This window comes from Aeromonas sp. 75A (assembly GCF_051919425.1).
Classification (GTDB): Bacteria; Pseudomonadota; Gammaproteobacteria; order Enterobacterales; family Aeromonadaceae; genus Aeromonas; species Aeromonas veronii.
The window spans coordinates 902,315-925,685 of sequence record NZ_JBQBES010000002.1; the positions used below are offsets into that span (position 1 = coordinate 902,315).

Here is a 23,371-nt window from a genome sequence, read left to right on the forward strand (position 1 = left end):
CTGTAAAATCCGTCCATTCTGCCCGACTTCATCTGCTTCTCATGGTTATTTGGCACGCCTTCAACGCACTCCCCCACTGGCACCGCAAGATGGTGCTGATCTTGAGCATCATGATCATGATGCTGGCTGCCTGGCCCAGCGAACAGGCAGTAGCAACACGGGTCGATGAAAACGGTAACGAAATTGCCCTGCGGGAACCGGCCAACGACAACGCGCTAAACGACGAGCTACCAGCCGAAGCCGCCCAGCCTATCACCCCGCCCAAGCCGCGCTACATCACCAAGCAGGTGAAGGTACGCCGTGGCGACAACATGGGAGTCATCTTCCAGCGCATTGGCCTGAGCACCACGGATCTGCACCTGATCGACCAGCTCGAGGGCAGCGATCCCCTGCGGATGTTGCAACCGGGGCAGGAGCTCACCTTCAAGCTGACCGAGAACGGCGAGCTGCACAGCCTCTATTACCCCCACAGTCTGGAGCAGGCGCTCAAGGTGAGCCGCAAGGAGGAGACCTTTGTCGCCCGCAACGTCAAGATCGCCCTCGACACCCGCGAACAGGTGAGCAAAGGGGAGATCCGCTCCAGCTTCTGGGGCGCCGCGGTGGATGCGGGGATGACCGAAGATCAGATCATGGACTTGGCCGCCATCTTCGGCTGGGACATCGACTTTGCCCAGGACTTGCAACCGGGAGACAGCTTCCGGGTGGTCTATGAAGACAAGTTCCGCGACGACGAGCGGGTCGCCTCCGGCGATATTCTGGCGGCGGAGTTCGTCAACCAGGGCACCGCCTACCGCGCCGTGCTCAATGAAGATGGCAACTACTACACCCCGGAAGGCAAAGCGATGCGCAAGAGCTTCCTGCGCGCGCCGGTCAACTTCAAATACATCAGCTCCAACTTCAACCCGCGCCGCCTCCATCCGGTGACCGGCAAGATCCGCCCCCATAACGGCATCGACTATGTGGCGCCGGTGGGCACCCCCATCATGGCGGCGGGCTCCGGCAGCGTGGTGGCCGCCGGTTACAACCAGTTCAACGGCAACTACGTCTTTATCAAGCATGCCGGCAACTATGTAACCAAGTACCTGCACCTCTCCAAACGCACCGTCAACAAGGGACAGCGGGTGAAGCAGGGGCAGACCATCGGTACTCTGGGTGGCACCGGCCGCGTCACCGGCCCGCACCTGCACTACGAATTCGTGGTGGGCGGCATTCACAAGAACCCGCGCACCCTCACCCTGCCGCAGGCAGAGACCCTGAGCGGACGCGAGCTGGCCAACTTCAAAAAGCTGGCGATGCCGCAACTGGCCAAGCTCGACAACCCCGAGCTGCAGCTGGCCCAGAACAAGCGGGATAGTCGCGGCAACTAAGTCATCAGGGCTGGCAGGGTGAAGGCCCTGCCAGCCCCTTTTATTGAACCCGCGCCAGCCAATAAGATTGAAATGAGTCCACTTTCGGACATAAGATGAGATGGAACACCGGGAGCGGCATGTGGCACGGAAGCAAGGGCTTATCTATCCTGTCTCTCTCACTCTTTTTCCGGTCCGCATTGAGGATGCAACATGGTTGAGCGTTATATCGGTCTGATGTCAAAGACCACGCCATGTGGCATGGGATGAAAGCCGTTCCCCTCTTCACCCTCTCTGCACACCGCATTTTCAAGCAGCAATGTTAAGGAGACACCATGGCTGAGCGCTATATCGGTCTGATGTCGGGAACCAGCATGGACGGCATTGATGCCGTGCTGGTGATGATCGCCGGGGATGAACTGCGGGTCGAAGCGGCGCTTTGTCACCCCTGGCCGCAAGAGACCGCACGCACGCTGCATGCCCTCTGCACCCCGGGCGACAACGAAATCGACCGCATGGGGGTGGCCGATAATCTGGTGGCGCGAGAGTTTGCCGCCGCCACCCACGCGCTGCTGACCAAGGCGAAGCTTGAGCCCAAAGATATTCGCGCCATCGGCAGCCACGGCCAGACCATCCGCCACCGTCCCCAGCTCGGCTTTACCCTGCAGATCGGCAATGCCGCCCTGCTGGCCGCCCTGACCGGCATCGACGTTATCGCCGATTTTCGCACCATGGATATGGCCCTCGGCGGTCAGGGGGCGCCGCTGGTGCCCGCCTTCCATCAGGCGCTGTTTGCCAAACCCGGCGCCCTGCGGGTGGTACTGAACCTCGGCGGCATCGCCAATATCTCGGTGCTGCCGGGCAATCCGGGCGGTGTCTATGGTTTTGATACCGGCCCGGCCAACACCCTGCTCGATGGCTGGTATCGCCGCCATCAGCCCCACGGCGGCAGCTATGACGCCGGTGGCAAATGGGCCGCCAGTGGCAAACCAATCCCTGCCCTGCTGGAGAAGCTGCTGGCTCACCCCTATTTCGCCGCCCCCGCCCCCAAGAGCACCGGACGAGAGATGTTCACCCTCGATTGGCTCGATGGGGAGCTGGCAGGCACTTCATACGCCCCCGTGGATGTGCAGCGCACCCTGCAGGCGCTCACCTGCCACAGCATCGCCCGCCAACTACCCGCCCGGCCCGAATCAGTCGGTGCCAGCCAGCCGAAAGCCGAGCTGTTTGTCTGCGGCGGCGGAGCCCATAACGCTCCCTTGCTGAAGGAGCTGGCCAGCCTGCTGCCTGCATGGCGCATCGCCAGTACCGCCGAGCTGGGCCTTGCCCCCGACTGGGTGGAAGGCGCAGCCTTTGCCTGGCTGGCCATGTGCTTTGTTCACCGCAAGCCGGGCAACCTGCCCGCCGTCACCGGTGCCAGCCGTCCGGCTGTGCTGGGGGCGCTTTATCCCGCCTGAGTGATGACAAGGGGGCTGCGGATCAGTGTGCCCCCTTGAACAGACGCACAACCTGTTGCCGGATCGGTGCAAACAGCGGGGGCTTTGGCGGCTCCAGATTGATATGGCGCCGCCCGGCACGGGTTTCACAGCGAAGCAGATTCTGGATGTAGTGATGGTGGGAGCGATGGATCAGCTGTGAAGCCTGATACGCCCACAGTCTGGGCACGCCCCACAGAGTGCTGGCAATCGCCCCGACGATGCAGAAGAAAGCGGGCTCCTGAATTCCCATCCGGCTGGCGTTCTCGAGCGCCTCCTTGAGCGAATTGGAGTGAGCAATACAGGTCATGATATTGACCATGAAGGCGTCGTAATCATCCTCCCCACCCTTGCCAACGCGCGCCGTCAGGGTCGCCGCGGGCTGATAACCAAACTGATGGCCGATATTTTCCAACACTGTATTCCGCTGGCGGATCACCTTGCCATAAAACATCAGCATCACCATGCAGTCGATCGCCTTGCACAGCGCCTCGTAGTGGGGATGACTCTTCTTGGGACGCGGCGCCGTGGCGAGGGCCAGCTCTTCAGAGATAGCCAGCAGGCCCACAGGTACGGCGGTGCTGACAAACGAGAGATCAATCGACAGCTCCAGCCCCTCCTCCCCTTCCATGCGGGCCACAATGACATGTTCGCCAAACAGCCGACGCTGGCGCTCGATAAAGGCGCCAAAGACCAGATCACGAAACTGCTTTTGCGGGTAAGGGGTATCGAGCAGGCTCTCGATGGTCATGATGGCGGCGGATACCCGGCCGCGCAGTCGGTAATCGGCCGGAATGGGAAAGCTCTTTCCCAGGCGAGGAGGTAACCGCTGCCCAGATGTTTGACAATACATATCGCCCAGAACGAAACCCAGCATAAATCCTCCACAGTCAGGTAATGATGATCGCGACGCGATCTCGCTTGCCAATCCTGGGCAATGGCCTGCCGGTGCATCGATGCTCTCCGTCAGGGCTCCTTGATTACCTTATTAATCATACGATTAATAGCGAGTGAAAAAAGCGACCTGACTCGCAATCACGCCACTAATTAACAGTTTCATCAAGAAACCATAAAAAGTGGTCAATAAATCCATTTTTTGACGCATTTCCCTTTAAAAACAGCATATTGAAATTTATGCCTGCGAAATCATCTGAACTGTTCCCGAGCCCTGAAAACCATCCCAATCATCACAACCAGCCACAGATAAGAGGGAGCTCGGACAAAGCCACAGAAAAGTGGAAAAAGCGACGACGCGGGGCAACCCCACCCATCGGGGGATGCAACCGGCGTGAAGATAAGCGGATTGCCACCCCCCTCCCCCTTCCTTATCCAGCGCCACATCTCATCCATCGCCATCTCTTATCGAGCGCCACCGCTCCTGCACACCGTCACGCCAACGCCAACGCCATGCTCCCCACTCCTGTGCAGCCGGGGCAGATCTGCCGTGCAAATTCATGGCATAGAATTTTATGGCGCTAATAACAGATCCCGGCTGCCAGCAAGGCGTCATCGAGTATGCCGGAATAATCATTAACAGAGAGGAATGCAAAAGCCGTGAATTATATTCCATAGGTATCTTTAATAAGGTGGACATGCATATTCAAGGGAATTTTCATAGCCCCTTAAAAGAGCTGAAAAAAGATATCCATGCACCATAATATGCATTATTTGCACATCGGCGCATAATATTAACCCTTTATTCACACGCCAATATCCCGAAGAGGAGGTGAGCAAACCCAGTCAGGACAAGGCTGTCCGCCGGTTCGGCACCATTTGCACACAAATTGGCTCCTATTTCGGGTGAATTGAATAGCAATGTGATTAAATTTGCGCCCATTGAGCCATCTCATAGAAATGCAATAAGCGGTTTGCAACCCCTGATAGCCACTCATAGAATCGCAGCGTCTGAAATATCTACCCTGTCCTCTTCTCCCTTATTCCTCTCAGCGATTGAGTGGATCACAAATAATAACCGGGGATGCCGTCGCTGGCGCAGTGGCCGTGGCACACAACAAGATGGGGTAAACCTGTACCTGAATGAACAACAAATATTAAAAAGAGGCATATCTATGAGTGGCACCATCATCAAGTCGGCAAGAAATACCCCCCATGCACCCCAAGATCTGAGCCCCTGCACCCAAACGGTGGCGTTTTCTCATTACAACAATATCTCCGCCCAGCTGCCGGTCGATCCCGCCACCGGCAAAATGGTGAGTGGCGATGTCACCGCGCAGGCCAGACAGTGCCTGAGCAACCTCAAGGCGATCATCGAGAGCATCGGCCATGTGATGGACGATATGGTCAAAGCGACCATCTTCCTCAAAGAGATGGCGGATCTGGAGGCAGTCAACGCCGTCTATCGCGAATTCTTCCCGGGCTATCTGCCGACCCGCACCACCCTCGCCGTCGCCGCCCTGCCGCTGGGCGCGCTGGTGCAGATCGATGCCATCATCTCCAACGGCGAAGGCACCTTCCCGCAAGCCCCCTGCCCGCTGATTAAACTAGCGCGCAACAGTGACAAGGCGCCGCACAATCCGCTCTCCACCCATACCGTGGCCTTCTCCCACTACAACAACATCGGTGCGCAACTGCCGGTCGAGGCCGCCTCGGGCCAACTGGTCGCCGGTGGCATCAAGGAGCAGGCGGGTCAGTGCCTGCGCAACATCAAGCACGTGCTGGAGAGCATCGACGTGCCGTTTGACGATATCGTCAAGGTTACCGTCTATCTGACCGATCTGGCCGATCTGGAGGCCGTCAACGAGGTCTACACCACCTTCTTCCCCGACTCCGCCATTGCCCGCGCCGTGGCCTATCTGCCTGCCCGCTCTGTGGTCAGCGCCGCTGCCCTGCCCATGGGGTCACGGGTGCAGATGGATGCGGTCATCTCCCACGGTGACGGCACCCCGCCGCAACTGGTGGAAGACCGTCACAATCTGGTGATCCGCGCCCGCAATACCGACAAGGCACCGCGCAGCACGCTCCATTGCCAGACTGTCGCCTTCTCCCACTACAACCATCTCTCTGCGCAGTTACCGATAGACCCCGCCACTGGCAAGATCCTGGCTGGCTGCATCAAGGAGCAGACCGCCCAGAGCCTGAGCAATATCAAGGCAATTGTGGAGAGCATCGGCCATGTGATGGACGATATCGTCAAGGTCAATATCCAGCTCGGCAATATCGCGGATCTGGATGCGGTCAACGCCGTCTACACCAAATACTTCCCGGGCTACCTGCCTGCCCGCACCGTAATCGGGGTAAGTGAACTTCCCGCCGGTGCTCTGGTACAAATCGATGCAGTGATGTCCAACGCCGAAAGCACCCCGCCACAGGCGTAAAAGTTGCGGAAATAAAAAAGAGACCGGCTATATGCCGGTCTCTTTTTACATGCCAGACAAAGGGGTAGCCCCTCAGCCCTCAATATCGCGGTTCCTGATCGCCACTCTGACCGCCTCTGCCGTAGTGGCTACACCGAGTCGACGGCGAGCACTGCGCAGATGGTTCTCGACCGTGCGCACCGAGAGTTTCAGGGTGGTGGCGATATCGGCATGGCGCCAACCCCGGGAGACCCACTCCAGCACTTCGCGCTCGCGCCCAGTGAGGCCACGCTCGTGACCCGCTACCGGCATCTCCATCAGCCGACGAGCTGCATGAAAAGCCGCCGCCGCGATCAGCGCAAGGCCAACCCGAGCGGGAGCGCTGGCATCGATCTGATCGCCACCAAAGCTCATCGCCCCTTCCAGTCCCAACGGCCCATAGACGGGAACCTGCAAGCCATGTCGGCCCGGCCCCTCAGGCTGGCGAACGATACGGTACTGCTCGCCAGCAGCGCCAACCGTTTTGCTCCAGAAGAAGGGCTGGTCTCGCTCCCTGATATGCATCGCCATCGGGCACTCGCGCATATAGGCATGCAGGTCGACCGCCTCGCCGCTCTCCAGCCACTCCCCCTCCAGCCAGTAGAGATGCTCGACCACCCCCTCCTCGCTGGCATTGATGGAGAAGAGCGCAAAGCGGTGATACCCCAGCGGGGTGGCAAAGGCGCGCACCAGTTGCTGGATCTCCTCCAGCCGCTGGCACCCTTCCAGCGCCACCGCGACCTGCAGCGCATTTGCTGGCGATGACGACAACCTCATCGCTTGGCAACCGCCTCCAGCAAGGTGGTAGCGGCCAGCTTGCCGAGGTTATTGCCAGCCAGCGGGCTGTCACCGGTCAGCAGATTGCGATCCCGGCACACCTCTCCCGAGATGCCGTTGTTGACGATCTCGAAGCCAATCTCTTTGAGCCTCTCGCCAAACTTCCAGGTGAGGTGGCCAGGCATATAGCCAATTGCCGGGGTCTGGGCATCCAGCTCATCGGGGAAGGCGCAGATCTTGTAGCCCGCGAAGGTCTCTGGATTGGCCACCGCCAGCAGCGCAGCAGGCCCGTGACAGAGGGAGATGATGAAGCGATCGTTGGCCATCGCCCACTCCAGCAGCGCTTTCACCTCGGCACTCTGCGGCAACCCCATCAGGGCGCCGTGGCCGCCGGGAATAAAGACGCCGATATAGTCCGAGTCGGCGGCCAGCGCCTGCTTCAGCAGGTCGGCCAACTTGGCCGGTTGGCGGAACTGCGCCTGATATTTGCCATAGAGCCCCAACACCTCTTCATCTTCGCCGGGCATGGCCCACCACTCAAACTTGACCGGATTGCCGGAAAGGGTGGCCACGTCAAAGGCAAAGCCCGCCTTGTCGAGGTGATACATGGGCAACAGGGTTTCGACCGGATGGTTACCGGTGGAAAACAGGCTGCCGTTGTCGGTGGGCAGATAACGCTCATCGGCACCGATCAGCAGGATCTTCCAGCGCCCCGCCCGATAGGGAGCGGGATAGTCAGCCCCGGCAAGGTCAGATTTGCGCGAAGTGAACTGGCTCAGGGAGTAGGGCGACGGGAAGAAGGCATTATGTTCTGCCGGATCCGGGGTCGGTTGTTTATCGTCAACAAGCATATCGGTCATGGGTCAGGCTCCAGTAGTGGTGGACTCGGTCTCACAGTATTGACTGTCAGAGACCAAGTAAATGAGGGTTTTCCCTCAACCGCCATGACTATGGCAAGAGGTGTGACCACGCTGCGACAAAACCTGAACAGAATCCCCGCCAGACTTAAGCCATCGCGGCAAATGCCCTGACGATGGCATCCATGACCGCCCTGACCCGCGCGGCATGCTGCACATCCTGATGGGTCACCAGCCACACATCGTAGGATTGCTCTAATTGCCGCTCGGGCCAGACCCGCACCAACCCGGCTTGCTCGGCAAGCGGAACCGCTACCTCGCCAAGCCCCAACCCCATCAACAGGGCCTGACGCAGCATCAGGCTGGTATTGACCCCCGCGGCGACCGTGGCCCCCTCGGCCGCCTCTTCGAGCATCATTGGCGAGCGAGCGCTCTGCCAGTGGGGCTCATACACCACCAGCGAATGGCCCGCAAAACCGGTGCCCGCTTCGGGAATGCCATGGCTAGCCAGATAGTCTGCGGAGGCATACAACCCGACCGGCCAGGAGGCCAGCTTGCGGATAATCAGGTCGGGATTGTCCGGCTTCACCGTCCGGATCGCGATATCCGCTTCCCGCAGGGACAGATTGACCACCTGGGTCGAGGTATTGAGGATGACCCTGATATCGGGATAACGCTGATGCAGCTCGGTCAGGGCCGGTATCAGAAAATCCATCCCCAGGGTGTCTGTGGTCGCCACACTGACCTCCCCAACCAGGCGGTTGTCGACCCCTTGCGCCGCCCGCACAAAATCAATGGCTGCCAGCTCCATCTGCTGGGCGCTGGCCAGCACTATCTCTCCGACATGGGTCAGCGCATACCCCTTGGATGTACGGAGAAACAGCGTGGCCGCCAAACGATGCTCCAGTGCGGCAATCCGCCTGCCAATGGTGGCCTGATCGACCCCGACCACACGGGCGGCGCCCCTCAGGCTCCCCTCCCGATGCAACGCCAGAAAAATTTTCGCATCATCCCAGTTCATCACGACTCCCGGTTGGAATGCATTTTTGCATTACAGGTGAGGAATAATACTGCGTTTATTCATCAGCAATCTCCACTATCTTGGCGCTCATCCCATCCGGGGAACCGCATATCACCTCGTTACAAGGAGCCGCTGATGCATAACGCCTATTCCATTCCCGCCACCATGAGCGCGGTAGAAATTACCCAGCCCGGTGGCCCCGATGTCTTGCAACTGACCACCCGCGCCACACCGGCGCCCAAACCCGATGAGGTCTTGATCCGGCACTATGCGACCGGCATCAATGGGCCGGATGTGATGCAGCGCAAAGGGCTCTACCCGCCTCCGGCAGGGGCATCGGATATTCCCGGGCTGGAGGTCGCCGGGGTCGTGGTCGCCAAGGGGGAGCTGGTGACCCATCTCAAGGTTGGCGACAAGGTCGCCGCGCTGATTTCGGGTGGCGGCTATGCCGAGTACAGCGTCGCCCACCAGAGCAATGTCCTGCCCCTGCCGCCCGGATTGAGCTTTGTCGAAGCCGCGGCGCTGCCGGAAACCTTTATGACGGTCTGGTCAAATATGTTTGAACGGGGTCAGTTCAAAAAAGGCGACATTATCTTGATCCATGGCGGTGCCTCCGGTATCGGCACGACCGCCACCATGCTGGCCAAGGCATTTGGCGCCGCCAAAATCATCACCACGGTCGGCTCACCCGAGCAGCAGGCCGCCAGCATCAAGCTGGGCGCGGATGTGGCCGTGCTCTACAAGGAGGAAGATTTTGTCGAGGCCGTGCATGCCGCCACCGATGGCCATGGCGCCGACATTATTCTCGATATCATTGGCGGGGAGTATGTCGCGCGCAACTATGCGGCGGCCGCCATCAATGGTCGCATAGTCCAGATCGGCATTATTGCGGGCGCCGCCCCCAATCTGGATCTGTTTCCCATGCTGCAAAAGCGACTGACCCATATCGGCTCCACCCTGCGCTCGCGCACTCCGCAGGAAAAAGCCGAGCTGATTGCCCAGCTGCAAACTCATGTCTGGCCATTTATCGAACGCGGCGAGGTCAAACCGCAGGTTTACCAGACCTTCCCGCTGCATGAGGCCGCCGCCGCCCACCATTTGCTGGATTCAGGCCGTCATATCGGCAAGCTGGTATTAACCATGGCGCCGTTGTCGTCAGATTGATAAAGCCCATAGTGGAGCAGGCCGAGGTGGATGCGATGATATCCAATGCGGACAGTACCCCGCCGCAGGCGTAAGGTTTGTTGAAATAAGAAAGAGACCGGCCATATACCGGTCTCTTTTTTGGTAACAGGAAGGGATATTATTTTTATGGCATCGTCTTAAAGAACGCGAACGTCCGATTACGCTTCGCTAATCGAACCTACAGACTTTCTTGACTTATTTGACCACGACTTAATCTTTCTACGTTCTTTTTCAACCAATCTTGAACGCCACATTAAATCTGACAGTAATATTGCTATAGAAAAATTAAAGCGCATTCTTGGTGTTGAATTTGATTCCAGCTCATCTGGGCCACACCAAGGTAACTGGCTCACAAGATTTAGTACCTTACCAGAACAAAAATCAACCCCCCTCCAACTATGACCGAACTCATTTCTAATCTTACGGATTATAGTTATCTCATGATACTCACTTTCTTCAATAAGACCGAGCGCATGAGCAGCAGTTACCTTAGCGGCAAACGTTCCAAGTGGTGCATTGAAACCACTCACAAGTTCACTACCTGATTTGTTTTTAACAAAAAATGACTCAAGAATATTTTTTAGCCAGTCATCTAACACTGCGGCTGCATTAAGCACAGCCCCTCGGTCACTCTCTTTATTGAACTCCAACAGAAATTCAGATAGTTCAATGATTTCTGTTTCTGCCTGCATAAAACGCCCCTGGTATTAACTCTTGAATCAGATAAACATTTTTAACATTAATAGCTAAATAAAACGCCCCCCATCTTGCAATGGGAGGCGTTTCTTATTCAAGTTATTGGGCCTGTCAGGCCCAATATTCAGCTATTACAGGGACTCAGCGGTCGCAACCACGTTTTCCACGGTAAAGCCGAATTCCTTGAACAGCAGCTCGGCCGGTGCGGACTCACCGAAGGTGGTCATACCGATGATCTTGCCGCCAAAACCGACGTACTTGTACCAGTAGTCGGCGATGCCGGCTTCGATGGCCACACGCTTGGTGACGGACATCGGCAGGACGGACTCCTTGTACTCGGCGGATTGGGCTTCGAACACGTCGGTAGACGGCAGAGAGACCACGCGCACGGCACGGCCCTTGGCAGTCAGCTGCTCATAGGCGGCAACAGCCAGTTCCACTTCGGAACCGGTGGCGATCAGGATCAGCTCCGGAGTACCGGCGCAATCCTTCAGCACGTAACCACCCTTGGCGGTGTCGGCCAGCTGCTGGGCAGTACGGTCCATCTGGGCCAGGTTCTGACGAGAGAAGATCAGAGAGGTCGGGCCGTCGGTACGCTCGATGGCGTGTTTCCAGGCGATGGCAGATTCAACCTGGTCACACGGACGCCAGGTGCTCATGTTAGGAGTCAGACGCAGGGAGGCGATCTGCTCAACCGGCTGGTGAGTCGGGCCATCTTCACCCAGACCGATGGAGTCGTGGGTGTAAACGAAGATGGAACGCTGCTTCATCAGGGCGGCCATGCGCAGAGCGTTGCGGGCATACTCCATAAACATCAGGAAGGTGGCGCCGTAGGGGATGAAACCACCGTGCAGGGCGATACCGTTCATGATGGCGGACATGCCGAACTCGCGGACACCGTAGTGGATGTAGTTGCCGGAGGCGTCGTCGTTGGTCAGGGACTTGGAACCGGACCACATGGTCAGGTTGGACGGAGCCAGGTCAGCGGAGCCACCCATGAATTCCGGCAGCAGCTTGCCGAACGCTTCCAGTGCGTTTTGGGACGCTTTACGGGTTGCGATCTTGGCCGGGTTGGCTTGCAGGGTTTCGATGATCTTGGCGGATTCAGCAGCCCAGTTGGCCGGCAAGTCGCCAGCAGTACGGCGCTTGAATTCGGCAGCCAGAGTCGGGTGAGCAGCTTCATAGGCAGCGAACTTGGCAGCCCAGTCGGCTTCCAGTTTGGCGCCCTTCTCCTGACCGTTCCACTCGGCAGCGATGTCGGCCGGGATAACGAACGGAGCGTGGTCCCACTTCAGGAAGGCGCGAGCAGCGGCGATCTCGTCGTTGCCCAGCGGTGAGCCGTGGCAGTCGTGAGAACCGGATTTGTTCGGGGAACCGTAACCGATGATGGTGCGGCAGCAGATCAGAGTCGGCTTGCCGGTCTCGGCCTTGGCGGCTTCGATGGCGGCATTGATGGCTTCCGGGCTGTGACCGTCAACAGCCGGGATTACGTGCCAGCCGTAAGCTTCGAAACGCTTGACGGTGTCGTCGGTGAACCAGCCTTCTACGTGACCGTCGATGGAGATACCGTTGTCATCCCAGAACGCGATCAGTTTGCCCAGTTGCAGGGTACCTGCCAGGGAGCACGCTTCGTGGGAGATACCTTCCATCAGGCAGCCATCGCCCATAAAGGCGTAGGTGTAGTGGTCAACGATATCGTGGCCCGGCTGGTTGAACTGCTCAGCCATGGCTTTTTCGGCGATCGCCATACCCACGGCGTTGGTGATGCCCTGACCCAGCGGGCCAGTGGTGGTTTCAACGCCCGGTGCATAGCCGTACTCCGGGTGACCCGGGGTGCGAGAGTGCAGTTGGCGGAAGTTTTTCAGATCGTCGATGGAGAGGTCATAACCGGAGAGGTGCAGCAGGGAGTACAGCAGCATGGAGCCGTGGCCGTTGGAGAGAATGAAACGGTCGCGGTCGGCCCACTTGGGGTTGTTCGGGTTATGTCTGAGGTGGCTACGCCACAGCACTTCGGCGATATCCGCCATTCCCATGGGGGCGCCCGGGTGACCGGAGTTGGCTTTTTGAACGGCATCCATACTCAATGCACGAATGGCATTGGCAAGCTCTTTACGAGAAGGCATCTGAATCTCCTGCGATTGCTTCATTTGATGGCCAAGATTAAGGCGCGTTATTGTCCCAGCAGGGCGCGCGGCGTGCAAATATTATCTGGATGAATAAAGTGGCTTTGGGAGGACAATCGCTTTTCTTGCCCTTTATTGACCAAAGCAACCAGAGAAAAACGTTTGATTTCCATCCCTTTCGGGATAGGAGAGCACCGCTTGTGACCCATTGGACACTGCGCGACAAAATAGTGCTGGCAATCACGGGGGGCGCTAATTAAAATAGACGTCCAGATGTAGATACCTCTACACCATCCCATTCATCCGGTTATTGCCGTGGCGATAACCCAGACAAGCTGAGACTCTTATCATGGCAAAGCTGTTTACTTCCGAGTCGGTCTCCGAAGGCCATCCCGACAAGATTGCGGACCAGATCTCCGATGCGGTCCTGGACGCCATCCTCAAGCAAGATACCAAGGCACGCGTTGCCTGCGAGACCCTGGTCAAGACCGGTATGGTCATGGTGGCTGGCGAAGTAACCACCTCTGCCTGGGTTGATATCGAAGAGATCGTGCGTGATACCGTACGTGAAATCGGCTACACCCACTCCGACATGGGCTTTGACGCTGACTCCTGCGCCGTGCTGAACGCCATCGGCAAGCAGTCCCCGGACATCAACCAGGGCGTTGACCGCAGCGATCCGCTGGAGCAGGGCGCTGGCGACCAGGGCCTGATGTTCGGCTACGCCACCAACGAAACCGACGTACTGATGCCGGCCCCCATCACCTACTCTCACCTGCTGGTGAAGCGTCAGGCTGAAGTGCGCAAGAACGGCACCCTGCCGTGGCTGCGTCCGGATGCCAAGAGCCAGCTGACCTTCGCCTACGACGACGCAGGCAAGATCATCGGTGTCGATGCCGTTGTTCTGTCTACCCAGCACGCCGAATCCATCAGCCACAAAGATCTGGTTGAAGCGGTTCGCGAAGAGATCATCAAGCCGGTACTGCCGGCCGAGTGGGTCAACAAGGACACCAAATACTTCATCAACCCGACCGGCCGTTTCGTTATCGGCGGCCCGATGGGTGACTGCGGTCTGACCGGTCGCAAGATCATCGTTGACACCTACGGCGGCATGGCCCGTCACGGTGGTGGCGCCTTCTCCGGCAAGGATCCGTCCAAGGTTGACCGCTCCGCAGCCTACGCCGCCCGCTACGTTGCCAAAAACATCGTTGCCGCCGGTCTGGCCGATCGCTGTGAAATCCAGATCTCCTACGCCATCGGCGTGGCCGAGCCGACCTCCATCAGCGTCGAGACCTTCGGCACTGCCAAGGTCGCCGAAGAGCTGCTGGTCAAGCTGGTACGCGAGCACTTCGAACTGCGCCCGTATGGCCTGATCGAAATGCTGGATCTGAAGCGCCCAATCTATCAGGCCACCGCTGCCTACGGTCACTTCGGTCGCGACGAGTTCCCGTGGGAGCAGACCGACAAGGCCGAACTGCTGCGTTCTGCCGCTGGCCTGTAAGGCTCGCTGTTGTGATAAAAGGGGAGCCTGGCTCCCCTTTTGCTTATCCGCTATCTGACGAGATGTTGATGTCTGCCACTCCTGCCCAGCTTGTCGCCCTGCTGCAACAACGCGTAGAAGCCTGCTTTGTGCAGGCCGAGGCGCGCCTTGGCCGCACCTTCCCCCGCCCGCGGATCTACTGCAATATGCGGGGCCGAGCGGCGGGATCGGCGCGGCTGCAAACCTGGGAGCTGCGCTTCAACCCTGCCCTCTATCAGGCCAACCAGCAGGCGTTTCTGGATGAGGTGGTGCCCCACGAGGTGGCCCATTTGCTGGTTCACGCCCTGTGGGGAGAAGGGCGTGGCAAAAACCGGGTCTTGCCCCACGGCCGTCAGTGGCAATCGGTAATGCGGGAGGTGTTCGGCCTTGAGCCCAGAACCACCCACAGCTTCGATCTGGCGGTATTGGCCCAGCGCACCGTGCCCTATCGCTGTCACTGCCAGCAGCATCAGCTCTCTATTCGCCGTCACAACAAGGTGGTGCGTGGCGAGGCCCGCTATCACTGCCGCCGCTGCAAGCAACCGCTGGAACGGGAACGGCCGGAGCCAGAGCAGTAAGCCAGCTTGTGTCGCGCCCCTGTGGTAGGGTGCCCGCCATCGTTCGTCAATCACCCCGTTTTGCAAGGAATCCCATGCGTTTCATCTCCTCCATCGCCCTGACCCTGCTGGCCGGTTTACCGCTGCTCAGCGCCCCCCTGCACGCCCAGACCTTTCGCGAAGCCAAGCAGGATCTGGTGAAGCTCTATCGCAGTCAGCCTGCGGTCACCACCTTCTACTGCGGCTGCGACATCGACTATCAGGGCAAGAAAATGAGCCCGGATCTCGCCAGCTGCGGCTATGAGCCGCGCAAGCAGGCCAAACGCGCCGCCCGCATCGAGTGGGAACACGTGGTCCCCGCCTGGGAGTTCGGCCACCAGCTGCAGTGCTGGCAGGATGGCGGTCGCAAGAACTGCGAAAAAGCGAGTCCCGAGTTCAACAAGATGGAGGGGGACATGCACAACCTCTTCCCCGCCATCGGCGAGGTGAACGGCGATCGGGCCAACTACCGCTTCTCCGACTGGAACGGCAAGCCGGATCAGTACGGCCAGTGCCAGATGCTGGTGGATTTCAAGGATCGTCGGGTGCAGCCGCCCAAGGGGCCGGTACGGGGCCAGATCGCCCGCGCCTACCTCTACATGAGCCAGCAGTATGGGCTGCGTCTGGCAGCGCAACAGCGTAAACTGTTTGAAGCTTGGGACAGGCAGTACCCGGCAGAGGGCTGGGAGTGCGAGCGCAATCGCCGCATCGGCAAGCTGCAGGGCAATACCAATCCCTTTATTGAAAAGCAGTGCCAATAACCCCATTTGACTAGGGAGGGGATCGCCCCTCCTATCATGAAACCCTTCCCCACTGCCGCGTGAGCCTTGCTCGGCGCAGGATATAAAGGGTTTCCAAGCAAGAGACTGACAAGCAGCCATGCGCATTCCACGTATCTATGAACCGGCCACCCTGCAAGTTGGCCAGACCATCGCCCTGTCGGAAGACGGCGCCAACCATATCGGCCGGGTACTGCGCATGCAGCCGGGCCAGCAGCTCGAGCTGTTCAATGGCGATGGCAATCAATATCCCGCCACCATCGCCAACGTCGGCAAGAAGTCGGTGGACGTGACCATCGACAGTTGTGACGCCCAATCGGTGGAGTCACCGCTGGCCATCCATCTGGGTCAGGTGATCAGCCGCGGCGACAAGATGGACTTCACCATCCAGAAATCGGTTGAGCTGGGCGTCACCTGCATCACCCCGCTCTTCTCCGAGCGCTGCGGCGTCAAGCTGCCGGCCGATCGACTGGAGAAGAAGCGCGAACAGTGGCAGAAGGTGGTGATCAGCGCTTGCGAACAGTGCGGCCGCAACGTGGTGCCAGAGGTGCGCATGCCGATGGAGCTGGACGCCTGGCTGGCGGAAGAGACCAAGGAGCTCAAGCTCAACCTGCATCCGCGGGCCGAGTACAGCATCAACACCCTGCCCGTTCCCGAGCACGGCGTGCGCCTGCTGATTGGCCCGGAAGGGGGCTTGTCGAGCGACGAGATAGCCCGTACCGTGCAGGAAGATTTCAAAGAGATGCTGCTGGGGCCGCGGGTGCTGCGCACCGAAACTGCCGCCCTGACGGCGATCACTGCGCTGCAGTGCCGCTTTGGCGATCTGGCCTGAAGCAGGTTTTAAGAATCTCACTAGCAATCGAGCCACAAGAAGGATATTCGGATGACCATTAAACTCGGCATCGTGATGGACCCCATCTCGGCCATCAACATCAAGAAAGATTCCAGCTTTGCCATGCTCGAAGAGGCGCAAAAGCGCGGCTATGAGCTCTTCTATCTGGAGATGAAGGATCTCTACATGGAAGCCGGTCGCGCCTTTGGCACCATGCGCCCGCTCACCGTCAAATATGACTATGCCGACTGGTACACCCTGGGCGAGGTGGTGGATCAGCCCCTCTCCAACCTCGATGTGATCCTGATGCGAAAGGATCCGCCGTTCGATACCGAATTTATCTACGCCACCTACATGCTGGAGCGGGCCGAGGATGAGGGTTGCCTTATCGTCAACAAGCCGCAGAGCCTGCGCGACGCCAACGAGAAGCTCTACACCGCCTGGTTTGCCGAGCACACCCCGACCACGCTGGTAACCCGCCGCGCCGACAAGCTGCGCGCCTTCCACGCGAAACACAAGGACGTCATCCTCAAGCCGCTGGACGGCATGGGCGGCGCCTCCATCTTCCGCATGAAGGAAGATGACGCCAACGTCGGCGTGATTATCGAAACCCTGACCGCCCACGGCAGCCAGTACTGCATGGCGCAGACCTATCTGCCCGCCATCAAGGATGGCGACAAGCGGGTGCTGGTGGTGGACGGTGAACCGGTTCCCTACTGTCTGGCCCGTATTCCGGCGCAAGGCGAAACCCGTGGCAATCTGGCGGCCGGTGGCCGTGGTGAAGCCCGTCCCCTGAGCGAAGCTGACTGGGCTATTGCCCGCGCGGTGGGCCCGACGTTGAAAGAGAAAGGCCTCATCTTCGTCGGCCTCGACATCATCGGCGATCGCCTGACCGAGATTAACGTCACCAGCCCGACCTGCATTCGCGAGATTGAAGCGGCCTTCGATGTACACATCACCGGCATGCTGATGGATGCCATCGAGCGTCGGCTGGGCAAATAATCGCCAGGCAGGCTAAGCCGGCCTGTTCAGGGGTAACCCGCCCCTGACAAGCCCCAAAACAGAGAGGGTGGCCCGGCGCCACCCTCTCTGTTTCAAGGCGATCCGGAAAGGGGCGGGATCTCGCCCAGCCCAAAAAGCGGTTTTTCCCATGGGGATCAACTGCCATAATTGACCTCAAATACCTTTGCACTATTTGGCCTCTATGCAAACACTGCAAAATCACTTCCTGCTTGCCATGCCAAGCCTGACGAATCCCTACTTCGAGCGTTCGCTGGTCTATCTGTGCGAGCACAACGAAGAGGGCGCCATGGGACTGGTCGTCAACATTCCGGTCGAGATGTCGCTGGAAACCATGCTGACCCAGCTCCAGCTCAATCCGCCCAACAACCCGGAACTCAAGCAGCCGGTGCTGCAAGGGGGGCCGGTTCACGCCGATCGCGGCTTCGTGCTGCACAGCTTCCGCCCCGGTTTCAACTCCACCCTGCAGGTGGGGGATGAGATGATGGTGACCACCTCCAAGGATATTCTGGAAACCCTGGGTACGAGCGAGGCTCCTGCCCATTGGCTGGTGGCCCTTGGTTATGCCGGCTGGAGCGCCGGCCAGCTGGAGCAGGAGCTGGTGGATGGCGCCTGGCTGGTGATCCCCCCCAATCCGGCTCTGGTGTTCAAGACCCCCATTCACAAACGTTGGCAGCAAGCTGCCGCCAGCATAGGGGTGAACCCGGTTCACCTCTCCAGCGATATCGGCCACAGCTGATCGGCTGGCCCGCTCCGCTCTCTATTTCGAGGATTTATCAGTTATGTCATCACGCAGCATCATGGGCTTTGACTATGGCACCAAGAGCATTGGCGTCGCCATCGGTCAGGAGCTGACTGGCACAGCCCAGCCTCTGCGCGCCCTCAAGGCCAACGACGGCATCCCAAACTGGGACGAGATTGAGAAGCTGCTCAAGGAGTGGCAACCGGACCTGCTGGTGGTCGGCCTGCCGCTGAACATGGATGGTACCGATCAGGAGATCACGGTACGGGCCCGCAAATTCGGCAACCGGCTGCATGGCCGTTTCGGCAAGCCGGTGGAGTTCAAGGATGAGCGACTCACCACCACAGATGCCCGCGCCCGCCTGTTTGAGCGAGGCGGCTATCGCGCGCTGGAGAAAGGCAGCGTGGACGGGGTATCGGCGCAGCTGATCGTCGAAGCCTGGATGGAAGAGCAGTACAACTAAACCATCAACAGCAAGGCAAGGGTCGCCGCCCTTGCCTTGTCTCGCACAATCCCCTCATTACGCCTGTGATTGTCCCGCCACCAGCCCCTCGGCCTCTGTCGGCGTCGCATTCATCATCCGGTTGAGCCAGGGCACCATCAGCCCCATCACTACCGCAATCAACAGGGTCGCCATCCCGATCTTGCCAAATACGCCGGTGTAAATGGGCAAGGTTTGCAGCGGATCCGTCATCCCTTGCGGCACGGCGGTAAAAGTCGCCACATAGCCACCCCGCAGGGACGCCATCGCTTGAGTCAGGAACCACATTCCGAGAATGAAGCCCATCAGCCGTTGCGGCACCAGCGCAGCCACCATCGCCAGTCCCAGGGCACTGATCATCAGCTCGCCCAGACTCTGGAACAGGTAGATAAGCACCATAAACCAGGGGGAGGTCAGCCCCTGCTCATCGGCAAACCACCAGCCGGATGCAGCCGCCGTCAGAAAGCCCAGCGAGCAGAAGAACATCCCGAGGGTGAACTTGAGCGGCATGGTGAGATCCCGCCCCTTGCTGCCCATTCGGGTATAGATCATCGCGAGTACCGGGCTACCCACCACCACCCAGAAGGGGTTGAGCGCCTGGAAGCTAATGGGGTTGACGCTCATGCCCAGCATCTCGTGGTGCATGTTGTTGATGGCAAAGAAGTTCAGAGACGTCGGCATCTGGGCATACAGCACGTAGAAGAGCACCGCCTCCAGCATCAGCACGAAGGCCACATACATCTTGTTGCGGCCCACTGTGTCGAGCCTGAATGCCTCGCGGAAGAAGAAGATCACCACGGCGATGGTCACCGTCATCAACACCATGTTGGCGATCACCACGTGGTGCATCAGCCAGGCGCAAAAGAAGACCATGGCTACCGAGCCCAATATAACCAGCAGCAGCTTGCTGTAATTAAGTGGCAGGTGATCCGGCGCGGAGCCAATATCCTTGACCATATTGCGGCAGGCAAAGAAGGTGAGCAGCGCAATAATCAGCCCCACCCCGCACAGGTTATAGGTCACGGTATAGCCGTAGTGATCGGCAATCACCGGAGCGAGCGAGAGGGAAATAAGGGAGCCGATATTGATCGACATATAGAACAGGGTAAACGCCCCATCCAGCCGCGGATCTTTTGGCTGGTAGCATTTTGACAGCAGGCTGGCCGGATTGGCCTTGAACAGGCAGTTACCGACCGCGATGGTGCCCAGCGCATAGAAAATCAGGTCGGGATTGTAGATCGACAGGCCGGTCATAAAATAACCGACCACCAACACGATAGCCCCGAGCACCATGGTGCGCTTGGTGCCGAGCACATGGTCGCCGACATAGCCGCCGACCGAGATCAGGCCATATACCAGCGCCGAGAAGGCGCCGAAAGTAATAAAGGATTGCTCTTGGGAAAATCCCAGTTGTTGCACAAAGAAAACAGCCAATATCCCCTGCACGCCGTAATAACCGAAGCGCTCCCAGAGTTCGACGAAAAATATCATGAAGAAGGGTTTGGGTTGTTGTAACAACCCTGTGGGTGCTGTTGCTGGACGCATATCAACCTGCCTTTGCTGAGATTTATTTTTATTAATCTGGTGGTGGCTGCCGCACTATTTTTGCCCGCCATTGCCATAACGGGGAGCTCAGTCAGCCTGCCAATCTGGCTATTTTCGGGTGCACGCGCCCCGTTCGATGAAAGGTGTCTTTCATCTAGCCGGTTTCAATTACGGGTTATCGGGGGATGATGAGTGGCATCTCCCAGTACAGTTACCGGCTCCGGGTTCTACCTTTGCTGCATCCCTTCACTCAAGCCGGTTTATCAACCTTGATGCTTATTCCCCTCTGCTCCGTCACTCATGGCTGGTGGCCAGATAGCCGGGGCATGACACGGCCACAGACGACCTGTGGGGCTGGCTCACGCCGCGCTCTAATGGCAGTCACCTACGCAGGCGCTATCTAACCTCGCCATTCCAAGGCGGGTCATGCTATATCACTGCAAATACAGGAACTTAATGGTCGATCACACTTTAAAAGTGACCATTAGTGAAGTTTTCTAATGAAACCACATGAATTTTTTTCGTGAAAAGAGCCTCACTCGAGACGTGCAACCAAGACCAATCTGTGCATAAAGAGAGTTGAATGGCACACAGCTTGAACCCGTGCCCCCCCGGCGCGGCACTTCAGTCGTGCAAAAGCCCACTCATCAGGGCGATGCGACAACAAAAAGCCGGAGCAGATGGCTCCGGCTCATCGATAGGCACCGTCACGGCCACATTAGCGTGAGCGTGGCGATTCGTCGTTGTAGAGTCGCCGGATCTCGTTGCGCAGCCACATCACCTTGGCATCCTGATTGTGCCGCTTGTGCCACAGCAGGATGAAGGCGATCTCCAGCTGGGCGTAGAGCTTCTCGGGGAGCGGCAGCGGCATGGCGATCAGATTGCCATGATGCCGACTGGCATAACCACCACAGTAAGAGGGCGCCACCGCAATCAGCTCATGGCTCGACTGGGAGGCAATATGCAGCGCCTGCTCGAAGCTGGAGACCATGATGGGCACCTCCCGCTTTAGCCCCTCGTCCTCCAGCAGACTGTCGAGGGCCCAGGTATCGTTCGCTTCCCACACCATGCTGATCTGGGGGCAGGCCAGAAAGTTCTCCAGCGACCACTTCTGCTGGAGCAAGGGGTGATCCTTGCGCAGAAAAACCACCGGGCGATCGGTGAACAGCACCTCGTGATCGATGTAGTAGGGCAACCGATTGACCTTGGCCTGAGAGCGGCCATGGGTCTCGCGGGCACAAAAGCCGAGATCCGCATCACCGTTGACGATGTCGTTGAGGGAGTGGTGATCCCACCCCAGCATCCTGACCACCGAGTTGGGGTACTTCTGGTAGATGGTCATGGGCAAATCGCTCAGGAAGCTGATGTAGAAGGGGGACTCCATCACCAGCGTGAAACGGGCACCGTCGGGGATCGCCTCGCTATTGAGCGAGGTGATGCTGTCGGTGAGCTGGAACCAGACCTTCAGCTCCTCCTCCAGGGTCAGGGAGAGGTTGGTGGGCTGCAACCCCTGCCGCACCCGCACAAACAGGGGATCGTCAAACCACTCCCGCAATTTGGCGAGAGACTTGCTCACCGCCGACGGAGTGACACAGAGCTTTTTGGCCGCCCCTGCCACACTGCGCTCCTGCATCAGGTACTTGAAGACCACCAGCAGGTTCAAATCGAGTTCACCCAGATTGCGCATATTCCCTCTCATCTTCCATCAGCCCTGCGATCGCGCTTCACGAAGCGCGATCCATGGTAACAGCCCTTTGATAGCCAGGTAACTGAGCAGAGCCAGCAGCAGGGCGCAGATCAGCATCTCGGACGGAGTAAAGCCGAGCTGGCCAAGCAACCAGATATAGAGGCCGGAGAGGCTGATCTGCATGATGCAGAGCACCGCGCTGGCGAACGCCACATTGTGTTGACAACCATCGAGCGCCTCCCCCATAGCTACCCCGAACCCACAGGAGAAGCCGACACAGACCAGTGCAAATCCCGGCAGCAGCAGATGGATATCGCCCCCCGTCTGCCAGCTGCCGATCAGTGAGCACGCCGCCAGCAGATAGGAGAGATGAGACAGCGCCAGAACTTTCTGTTTGCCCAGCCAGCGCAACAGCAGGGGCGTCAGGAAGGAGGTGGACATACTCACGCCGGCCATCACCATCATCACGATGGAGTACTGCTCGGTGGTGAAGCCAAACTCCTTCATCAGGATCAGCGGCGAGACGCTGACATAGACCAGAATGGCGGTCACGCTGGCACTGGTCAGCAGGGATAGCAACATAAAGCGCGGCGAGCGCAGGAGGGCAAAGGGCAGCGCAGCGCCACTGTCCGGTTGCCGCGCCGGGCGGGTCTCCTTGAGCAGCAACAAATTCACCAGACCGCTGATGGCCGCCACCAGCGCCATCGCCACGAAGATCCCGCGCCAGTCAAAATGGGACAGGATAAGGTAACCGAGCACCGGCGCCAGCACCGGGATCACGCAGATAACCCCGTTGATCATCGAGAGCGCCATCGCCAGCCGCTCCTGACACAGCACGTCCCGCAGCACAGTAAAGGTCATGATATAGAGCGCACCGGCCCCGACCCCCTGCCAGAAACGGCCGAAATAGAACTGACTTATCCCCTCCGCATTGCCTGCCACCAGCGAGGCGAGAACAAAAATCAGGGCGCCCCCGAGCACCACCCAGCGCCGCCCGAAGTGATCGGCAATCATCCCCCCCAGTAGCACGGTCGCTGCCATGCCAAACAGATAGATAGAGAAGGCGGTGTGGATCTGCGCCTCGCTCGCCTGCAGGGTATCGGCAATCTGGGGCACAGCGACCAGATAGAGATCGATCCCGACCGGATAGAGGATGATCATCAGAAAAGTGCACAACAGGAATACAGGCATGGATGCTCCATAACAGATTGGCGTGCCGATGCCTGCCAGATCACAGCGACAGGCGAACAGTGGCGGGGCCAAGGTGGTGACAAAGGTAGCAACACAGCGCGTCGCAATGGGGCAACTATATGGGCGCCCAGCGCCCTCACCTAGTG

Annotated in this window: 21 protein-coding genes; 11 read left to right on the top strand and 10 right to left on the bottom strand. The window is 58.8% G+C overall.

All coding sequences use genetic code 11. The features are described 5' to 3' along the window. Positions 1–41: 41 nt before the first annotated feature. Together ACTG2T_RS03945 and ACTG2T_RS03950 are read left to right on the top strand one after the other, a co-directional pair. Positions 42–1,367, top strand: coding sequence for a peptidoglycan DD-metalloendopeptidase family protein (locus ACTG2T_RS03945; protein ID WP_042081077.1), 1,326 nt, complete (start codon positions 42–44; stop codon positions 1,365–1,367). Between the two features lie 314 nt (positions 1,368–1,681). Continuing rightward, the gene (locus ACTG2T_RS03950; RefSeq protein ID WP_013724010.1) at positions 1,682–2,803 is read left to right on the top strand and encodes an anhydro-N-acetylmuramic acid kinase; all 1,122 of its coding nucleotides are present in this window, start codon (positions 1,682–1,684) and stop codon (positions 2,801–2,803) included. Positions 2,804–2,825: 22 nt separating this feature from the next. On the opposite strand, the gene ACTG2T_RS03955 is transcribed toward ACTG2T_RS03950, so the two are convergent. After that, a complete protein-coding gene (locus ACTG2T_RS03955; RefSeq protein ID WP_019445246.1) occupies positions 2,826–3,698 on the bottom strand; it encodes a hypothetical protein in 873 nt (290 codons plus the stop codon). Between the two features lie 1,192 nt (positions 3,699–4,890). Between ACTG2T_RS03955 and ACTG2T_RS03960 the strand changes: the two genes are divergently transcribed. Next, positions 4,891–6,156, top strand: a complete 1,266-nt coding sequence (locus ACTG2T_RS03960; protein ID WP_330124057.1) for a RidA family protein — start codon at positions 4,891–4,893, stop codon at positions 6,154–6,156. Positions 6,157–6,228: 72 nt separating this feature from the next. On the opposite strand, the gene ACTG2T_RS03965 is transcribed toward ACTG2T_RS03960, so the two are convergent. From ACTG2T_RS03965 to ACTG2T_RS03975, 3 genes are all read right to left on the bottom strand, one after another. Then, positions 6,229–6,951, bottom strand: a complete 723-nt coding sequence (locus ACTG2T_RS03965; protein ID WP_236302894.1) for a PA1136 family autoinducer-binding transcriptional regulator — start codon at positions 6,949–6,951, stop codon at positions 6,229–6,231. Next, positions 6,948–7,811: a glyoxalase III HchA gene (hchA, locus tag ACTG2T_RS03970; RefSeq protein ID WP_330124056.1), complete on the bottom strand. Its 864-nt coding sequence runs from the start codon at positions 7,809–7,811 to the stop codon at positions 6,948–6,950. The genes ACTG2T_RS03965 and hchA overlap by 4 nt, the downstream gene beginning before the upstream one ends. Positions 7,812–7,956: 145 nt before the next feature. After that, complete coding sequence (locus ACTG2T_RS03975; protein WP_330124055.1) at positions 7,957–8,829, bottom strand: LysR family transcriptional regulator; 873 nt, start codon at positions 8,827–8,829, stop codon at positions 7,957–7,959. 135 nt (positions 8,830–8,964) lie between these two features. Here ACTG2T_RS03975 and ACTG2T_RS03980 point away from each other — a divergent pair, with 135 nt between their 5' ends. Continuing rightward, a complete protein-coding gene (locus ACTG2T_RS03980) occupies positions 8,965–9,993 on the top strand; it encodes an NAD(P)H-quinone oxidoreductase (protein WP_139735693.1) in 1,029 nt (342 codons plus the stop codon). A gap of 179 nt (positions 9,994–10,172) precedes the next feature. On the opposite strand, the gene ACTG2T_RS03985 is transcribed toward ACTG2T_RS03980, so the two are convergent. From ACTG2T_RS03985 to ACTG2T_RS03995, 3 genes are all read right to left on the bottom strand, one after another. Then, entirely contained in the window at positions 10,173–10,706 is a 534-nt protein-coding gene (locus tag ACTG2T_RS03985) for a transcriptional regulator (protein ID WP_181269114.1), read from the bottom strand. 135 nt (positions 10,707–10,841) lie between these two features. Then, the gene (gene tkt / locus ACTG2T_RS03990) at positions 10,842–12,833 is read right to left on the bottom strand and encodes a transketolase (protein WP_330124054.1); all 1,992 of its coding nucleotides are present in this window, start codon (positions 12,831–12,833) and stop codon (positions 10,842–10,844) included. A gap of 47 nt (positions 12,834–12,880) precedes the next feature. After that, entirely contained in the window at positions 12,881–13,006 is a 126-nt protein-coding gene (locus tag ACTG2T_RS03995; protein ID WP_265324070.1) for a hypothetical protein, read from the bottom strand. Between the two features lie 176 nt (positions 13,007–13,182). Here ACTG2T_RS03995 and metK point away from each other — a divergent pair, with 176 nt between their 5' ends. From metK to ruvX, 7 genes are all read left to right on the top strand, one after another. Further along, positions 13,183–14,334 (top strand): methionine adenosyltransferase, encoded by a 1,152-nt coding sequence (metK, locus tag ACTG2T_RS04000; RefSeq protein ID WP_005338519.1) that lies wholly within the window; start codon positions 13,183–13,185, stop codon positions 14,332–14,334. Positions 14,335–14,402: 68 nt separating this feature from the next. Then, positions 14,403–14,930: a SprT family zinc-dependent metalloprotease gene (locus ACTG2T_RS04005; protein ID WP_184232665.1), complete on the top strand. Its 528-nt coding sequence runs from the start codon at positions 14,403–14,405 to the stop codon at positions 14,928–14,930. A 74-nt stretch (positions 14,931–15,004) separates the two neighbouring features. Next, positions 15,005–15,709: an endonuclease gene (locus ACTG2T_RS04010; RefSeq protein WP_124930003.1), complete on the top strand. Its 705-nt coding sequence runs from the start codon at positions 15,005–15,007 to the stop codon at positions 15,707–15,709. 118 nt (positions 15,710–15,827) lie between these two features. Then, positions 15,828–16,559 (top strand): 16S rRNA (uracil(1498)-N(3))-methyltransferase, encoded by a 732-nt coding sequence (gene rsmE, locus ACTG2T_RS04015; protein WP_058058894.1) that lies wholly within the window; start codon positions 15,828–15,830, stop codon positions 16,557–16,559. A gap of 51 nt (positions 16,560–16,610) precedes the next feature. Beyond that, positions 16,611–17,561, top strand: a complete 951-nt coding sequence (gshB, locus tag ACTG2T_RS04020; protein WP_040066605.1) for a glutathione synthase — start codon at positions 16,611–16,613, stop codon at positions 17,559–17,561. A gap of 202 nt (positions 17,562–17,763) precedes the next feature. Then, on the top strand, positions 17,764–18,318 hold the full coding sequence (locus tag ACTG2T_RS04025) for a YqgE/AlgH family protein (RefSeq protein ID WP_330124053.1): 555 nt from the start codon (positions 17,764–17,766) through the stop codon (positions 18,316–18,318). Between the two features lie 43 nt (positions 18,319–18,361). Beyond that, positions 18,362–18,784 carry a Holliday junction resolvase RuvX gene (ruvX, locus tag ACTG2T_RS04030; protein WP_005343821.1) on the top strand — a complete coding sequence of 141 codons (423 nt, stop codon included), beginning with the start codon at positions 18,362–18,364 and terminating at the stop codon, positions 18,782–18,784. 57 nt (positions 18,785–18,841) lie between these two features. Here the strand turns inward: ruvX and dtpB are convergent, their stop codons facing one another. The 3 genes from dtpB to ACTG2T_RS04045 all read right to left on the bottom strand — a co-directional run bounded on the left by dtpB (position 18,842) and on the right by ACTG2T_RS04045 (position 23,225). After that, positions 18,842–20,347, bottom strand: coding sequence for a dipeptide/tripeptide permease DtpB (gene dtpB / locus ACTG2T_RS04035; protein ID WP_439973774.1), 1,506 nt, complete (start codon positions 20,345–20,347; stop codon positions 18,842–18,844). Between the two features lie 718 nt (positions 20,348–21,065). Next, on the bottom strand, positions 21,066–22,034 hold the full coding sequence (yidZ, locus tag ACTG2T_RS04040; protein ID WP_330124161.1) for an HTH-type transcriptional regulator YidZ: 969 nt from the start codon (positions 22,032–22,034) through the stop codon (positions 21,066–21,068). 18 nt (positions 22,035–22,052) lie between these two features. Beyond that, positions 22,053–23,225: an MFS transporter gene (locus ACTG2T_RS04045; protein WP_330124052.1), complete on the bottom strand. Its 1,173-nt coding sequence runs from the start codon at positions 23,223–23,225 to the stop codon at positions 22,053–22,055. Between the last annotated feature and the right edge of the window lie 146 nt (positions 23,226–23,371).

Bases quoted from the DNA above. Each gene is read 5' to 3' on its own strand.
- tkt (WP_330124054.1), bottom strand. From the start codon at position 12,833: ATGCCTTCTCGTAAAGAGCTTGCCAATGCCATTCGTGCATTGAGTATG.
- ACTG2T_RS03945 (WP_042081077.1), top strand. From the start codon at position 42: ATGGTTATTTGGCACGCCTTCAACGCACTCCCCCACTGGCACCGCAAG.
- ACTG2T_RS04010 (WP_124930003.1), top strand. From the start codon at position 15,005: ATGCGTTTCATCTCCTCCATCGCCCTGACCCTGCTGGCCGGTTTACCG.
- hchA (WP_330124056.1), bottom strand. From the start codon at position 7,811: ATGACCGATATGCTTGTTGACGATAAACAACCGACCCCGGATCCGGCA.
- ACTG2T_RS03975 (WP_330124055.1), bottom strand. From the start codon at position 8,829: ATGAACTGGGATGATGCGAAAATTTTTCTGGCGTTGCATCGGGAGGGG.
- ruvX (WP_005343821.1), top strand. From the start codon at position 18,362: ATGTCATCACGCAGCATCATGGGCTTTGACTATGGCACCAAGAGCATT.
- ACTG2T_RS03980 (WP_139735693.1), top strand. From the start codon at position 8,965: ATGCATAACGCCTATTCCATTCCCGCCACCATGAGCGCGGTAGAAATT.
- ACTG2T_RS03960 (WP_330124057.1), top strand. From the start codon at position 4,891: ATGAGTGGCACCATCATCAAGTCGGCAAGAAATACCCCCCATGCACCC.
- ACTG2T_RS04045 (WP_330124052.1), bottom strand. From the start codon at position 23,225: ATGCCTGTATTCCTGTTGTGCACTTTTCTGATGATCATCCTCTATCCG.
- gshB (WP_040066605.1), top strand. From the start codon at position 16,611: ATGACCATTAAACTCGGCATCGTGATGGACCCCATCTCGGCCATCAAC.
- ACTG2T_RS03950 (WP_013724010.1), top strand. From the start codon at position 1,682: ATGGCTGAGCGCTATATCGGTCTGATGTCGGGAACCAGCATGGACGGC.
- ACTG2T_RS03965 (WP_236302894.1), bottom strand. From the start codon at position 6,951: ATGAGGTTGTCGTCATCGCCAGCAAATGCGCTGCAGGTCGCGGTGGCG.
- dtpB (WP_439973774.1), bottom strand. From the start codon at position 20,347: ATGCGTCCAGCAACAGCACCCACAGGGTTGTTACAACAACCCAAACCC.
- ACTG2T_RS04005 (WP_184232665.1), top strand. From the start codon at position 14,403: ATGTCTGCCACTCCTGCCCAGCTTGTCGCCCTGCTGCAACAACGCGTA.
- ACTG2T_RS03995 (WP_265324070.1), bottom strand. From the start codon at position 13,006: ATGGAAATCAAACGTTTTTCTCTGGTTGCTTTGGTCAATAAAGGGCAA.
- ACTG2T_RS03955 (WP_019445246.1), bottom strand. From the start codon at position 3,698: ATGCTGGGTTTCGTTCTGGGCGATATGTATTGTCAAACATCTGGGCAG.
- rsmE (WP_058058894.1), top strand. From the start codon at position 15,828: ATGCGCATTCCACGTATCTATGAACCGGCCACCCTGCAAGTTGGCCAG.
- metK (WP_005338519.1), top strand. From the start codon at position 13,183: ATGGCAAAGCTGTTTACTTCCGAGTCGGTCTCCGAAGGCCATCCCGAC.
- yidZ (WP_330124161.1), bottom strand. From the start codon at position 22,034: ATGCGCAATCTGGGTGAACTCGATTTGAACCTGCTGGTGGTCTTCAAG.
- ACTG2T_RS03985 (WP_181269114.1), bottom strand. From the start codon at position 10,706: ATGCAGGCAGAAACAGAAATCATTGAACTATCTGAATTTCTGTTGGAG.
- ACTG2T_RS04025 (WP_330124053.1), top strand. From the start codon at position 17,764: ATGCAAACACTGCAAAATCACTTCCTGCTTGCCATGCCAAGCCTGACG.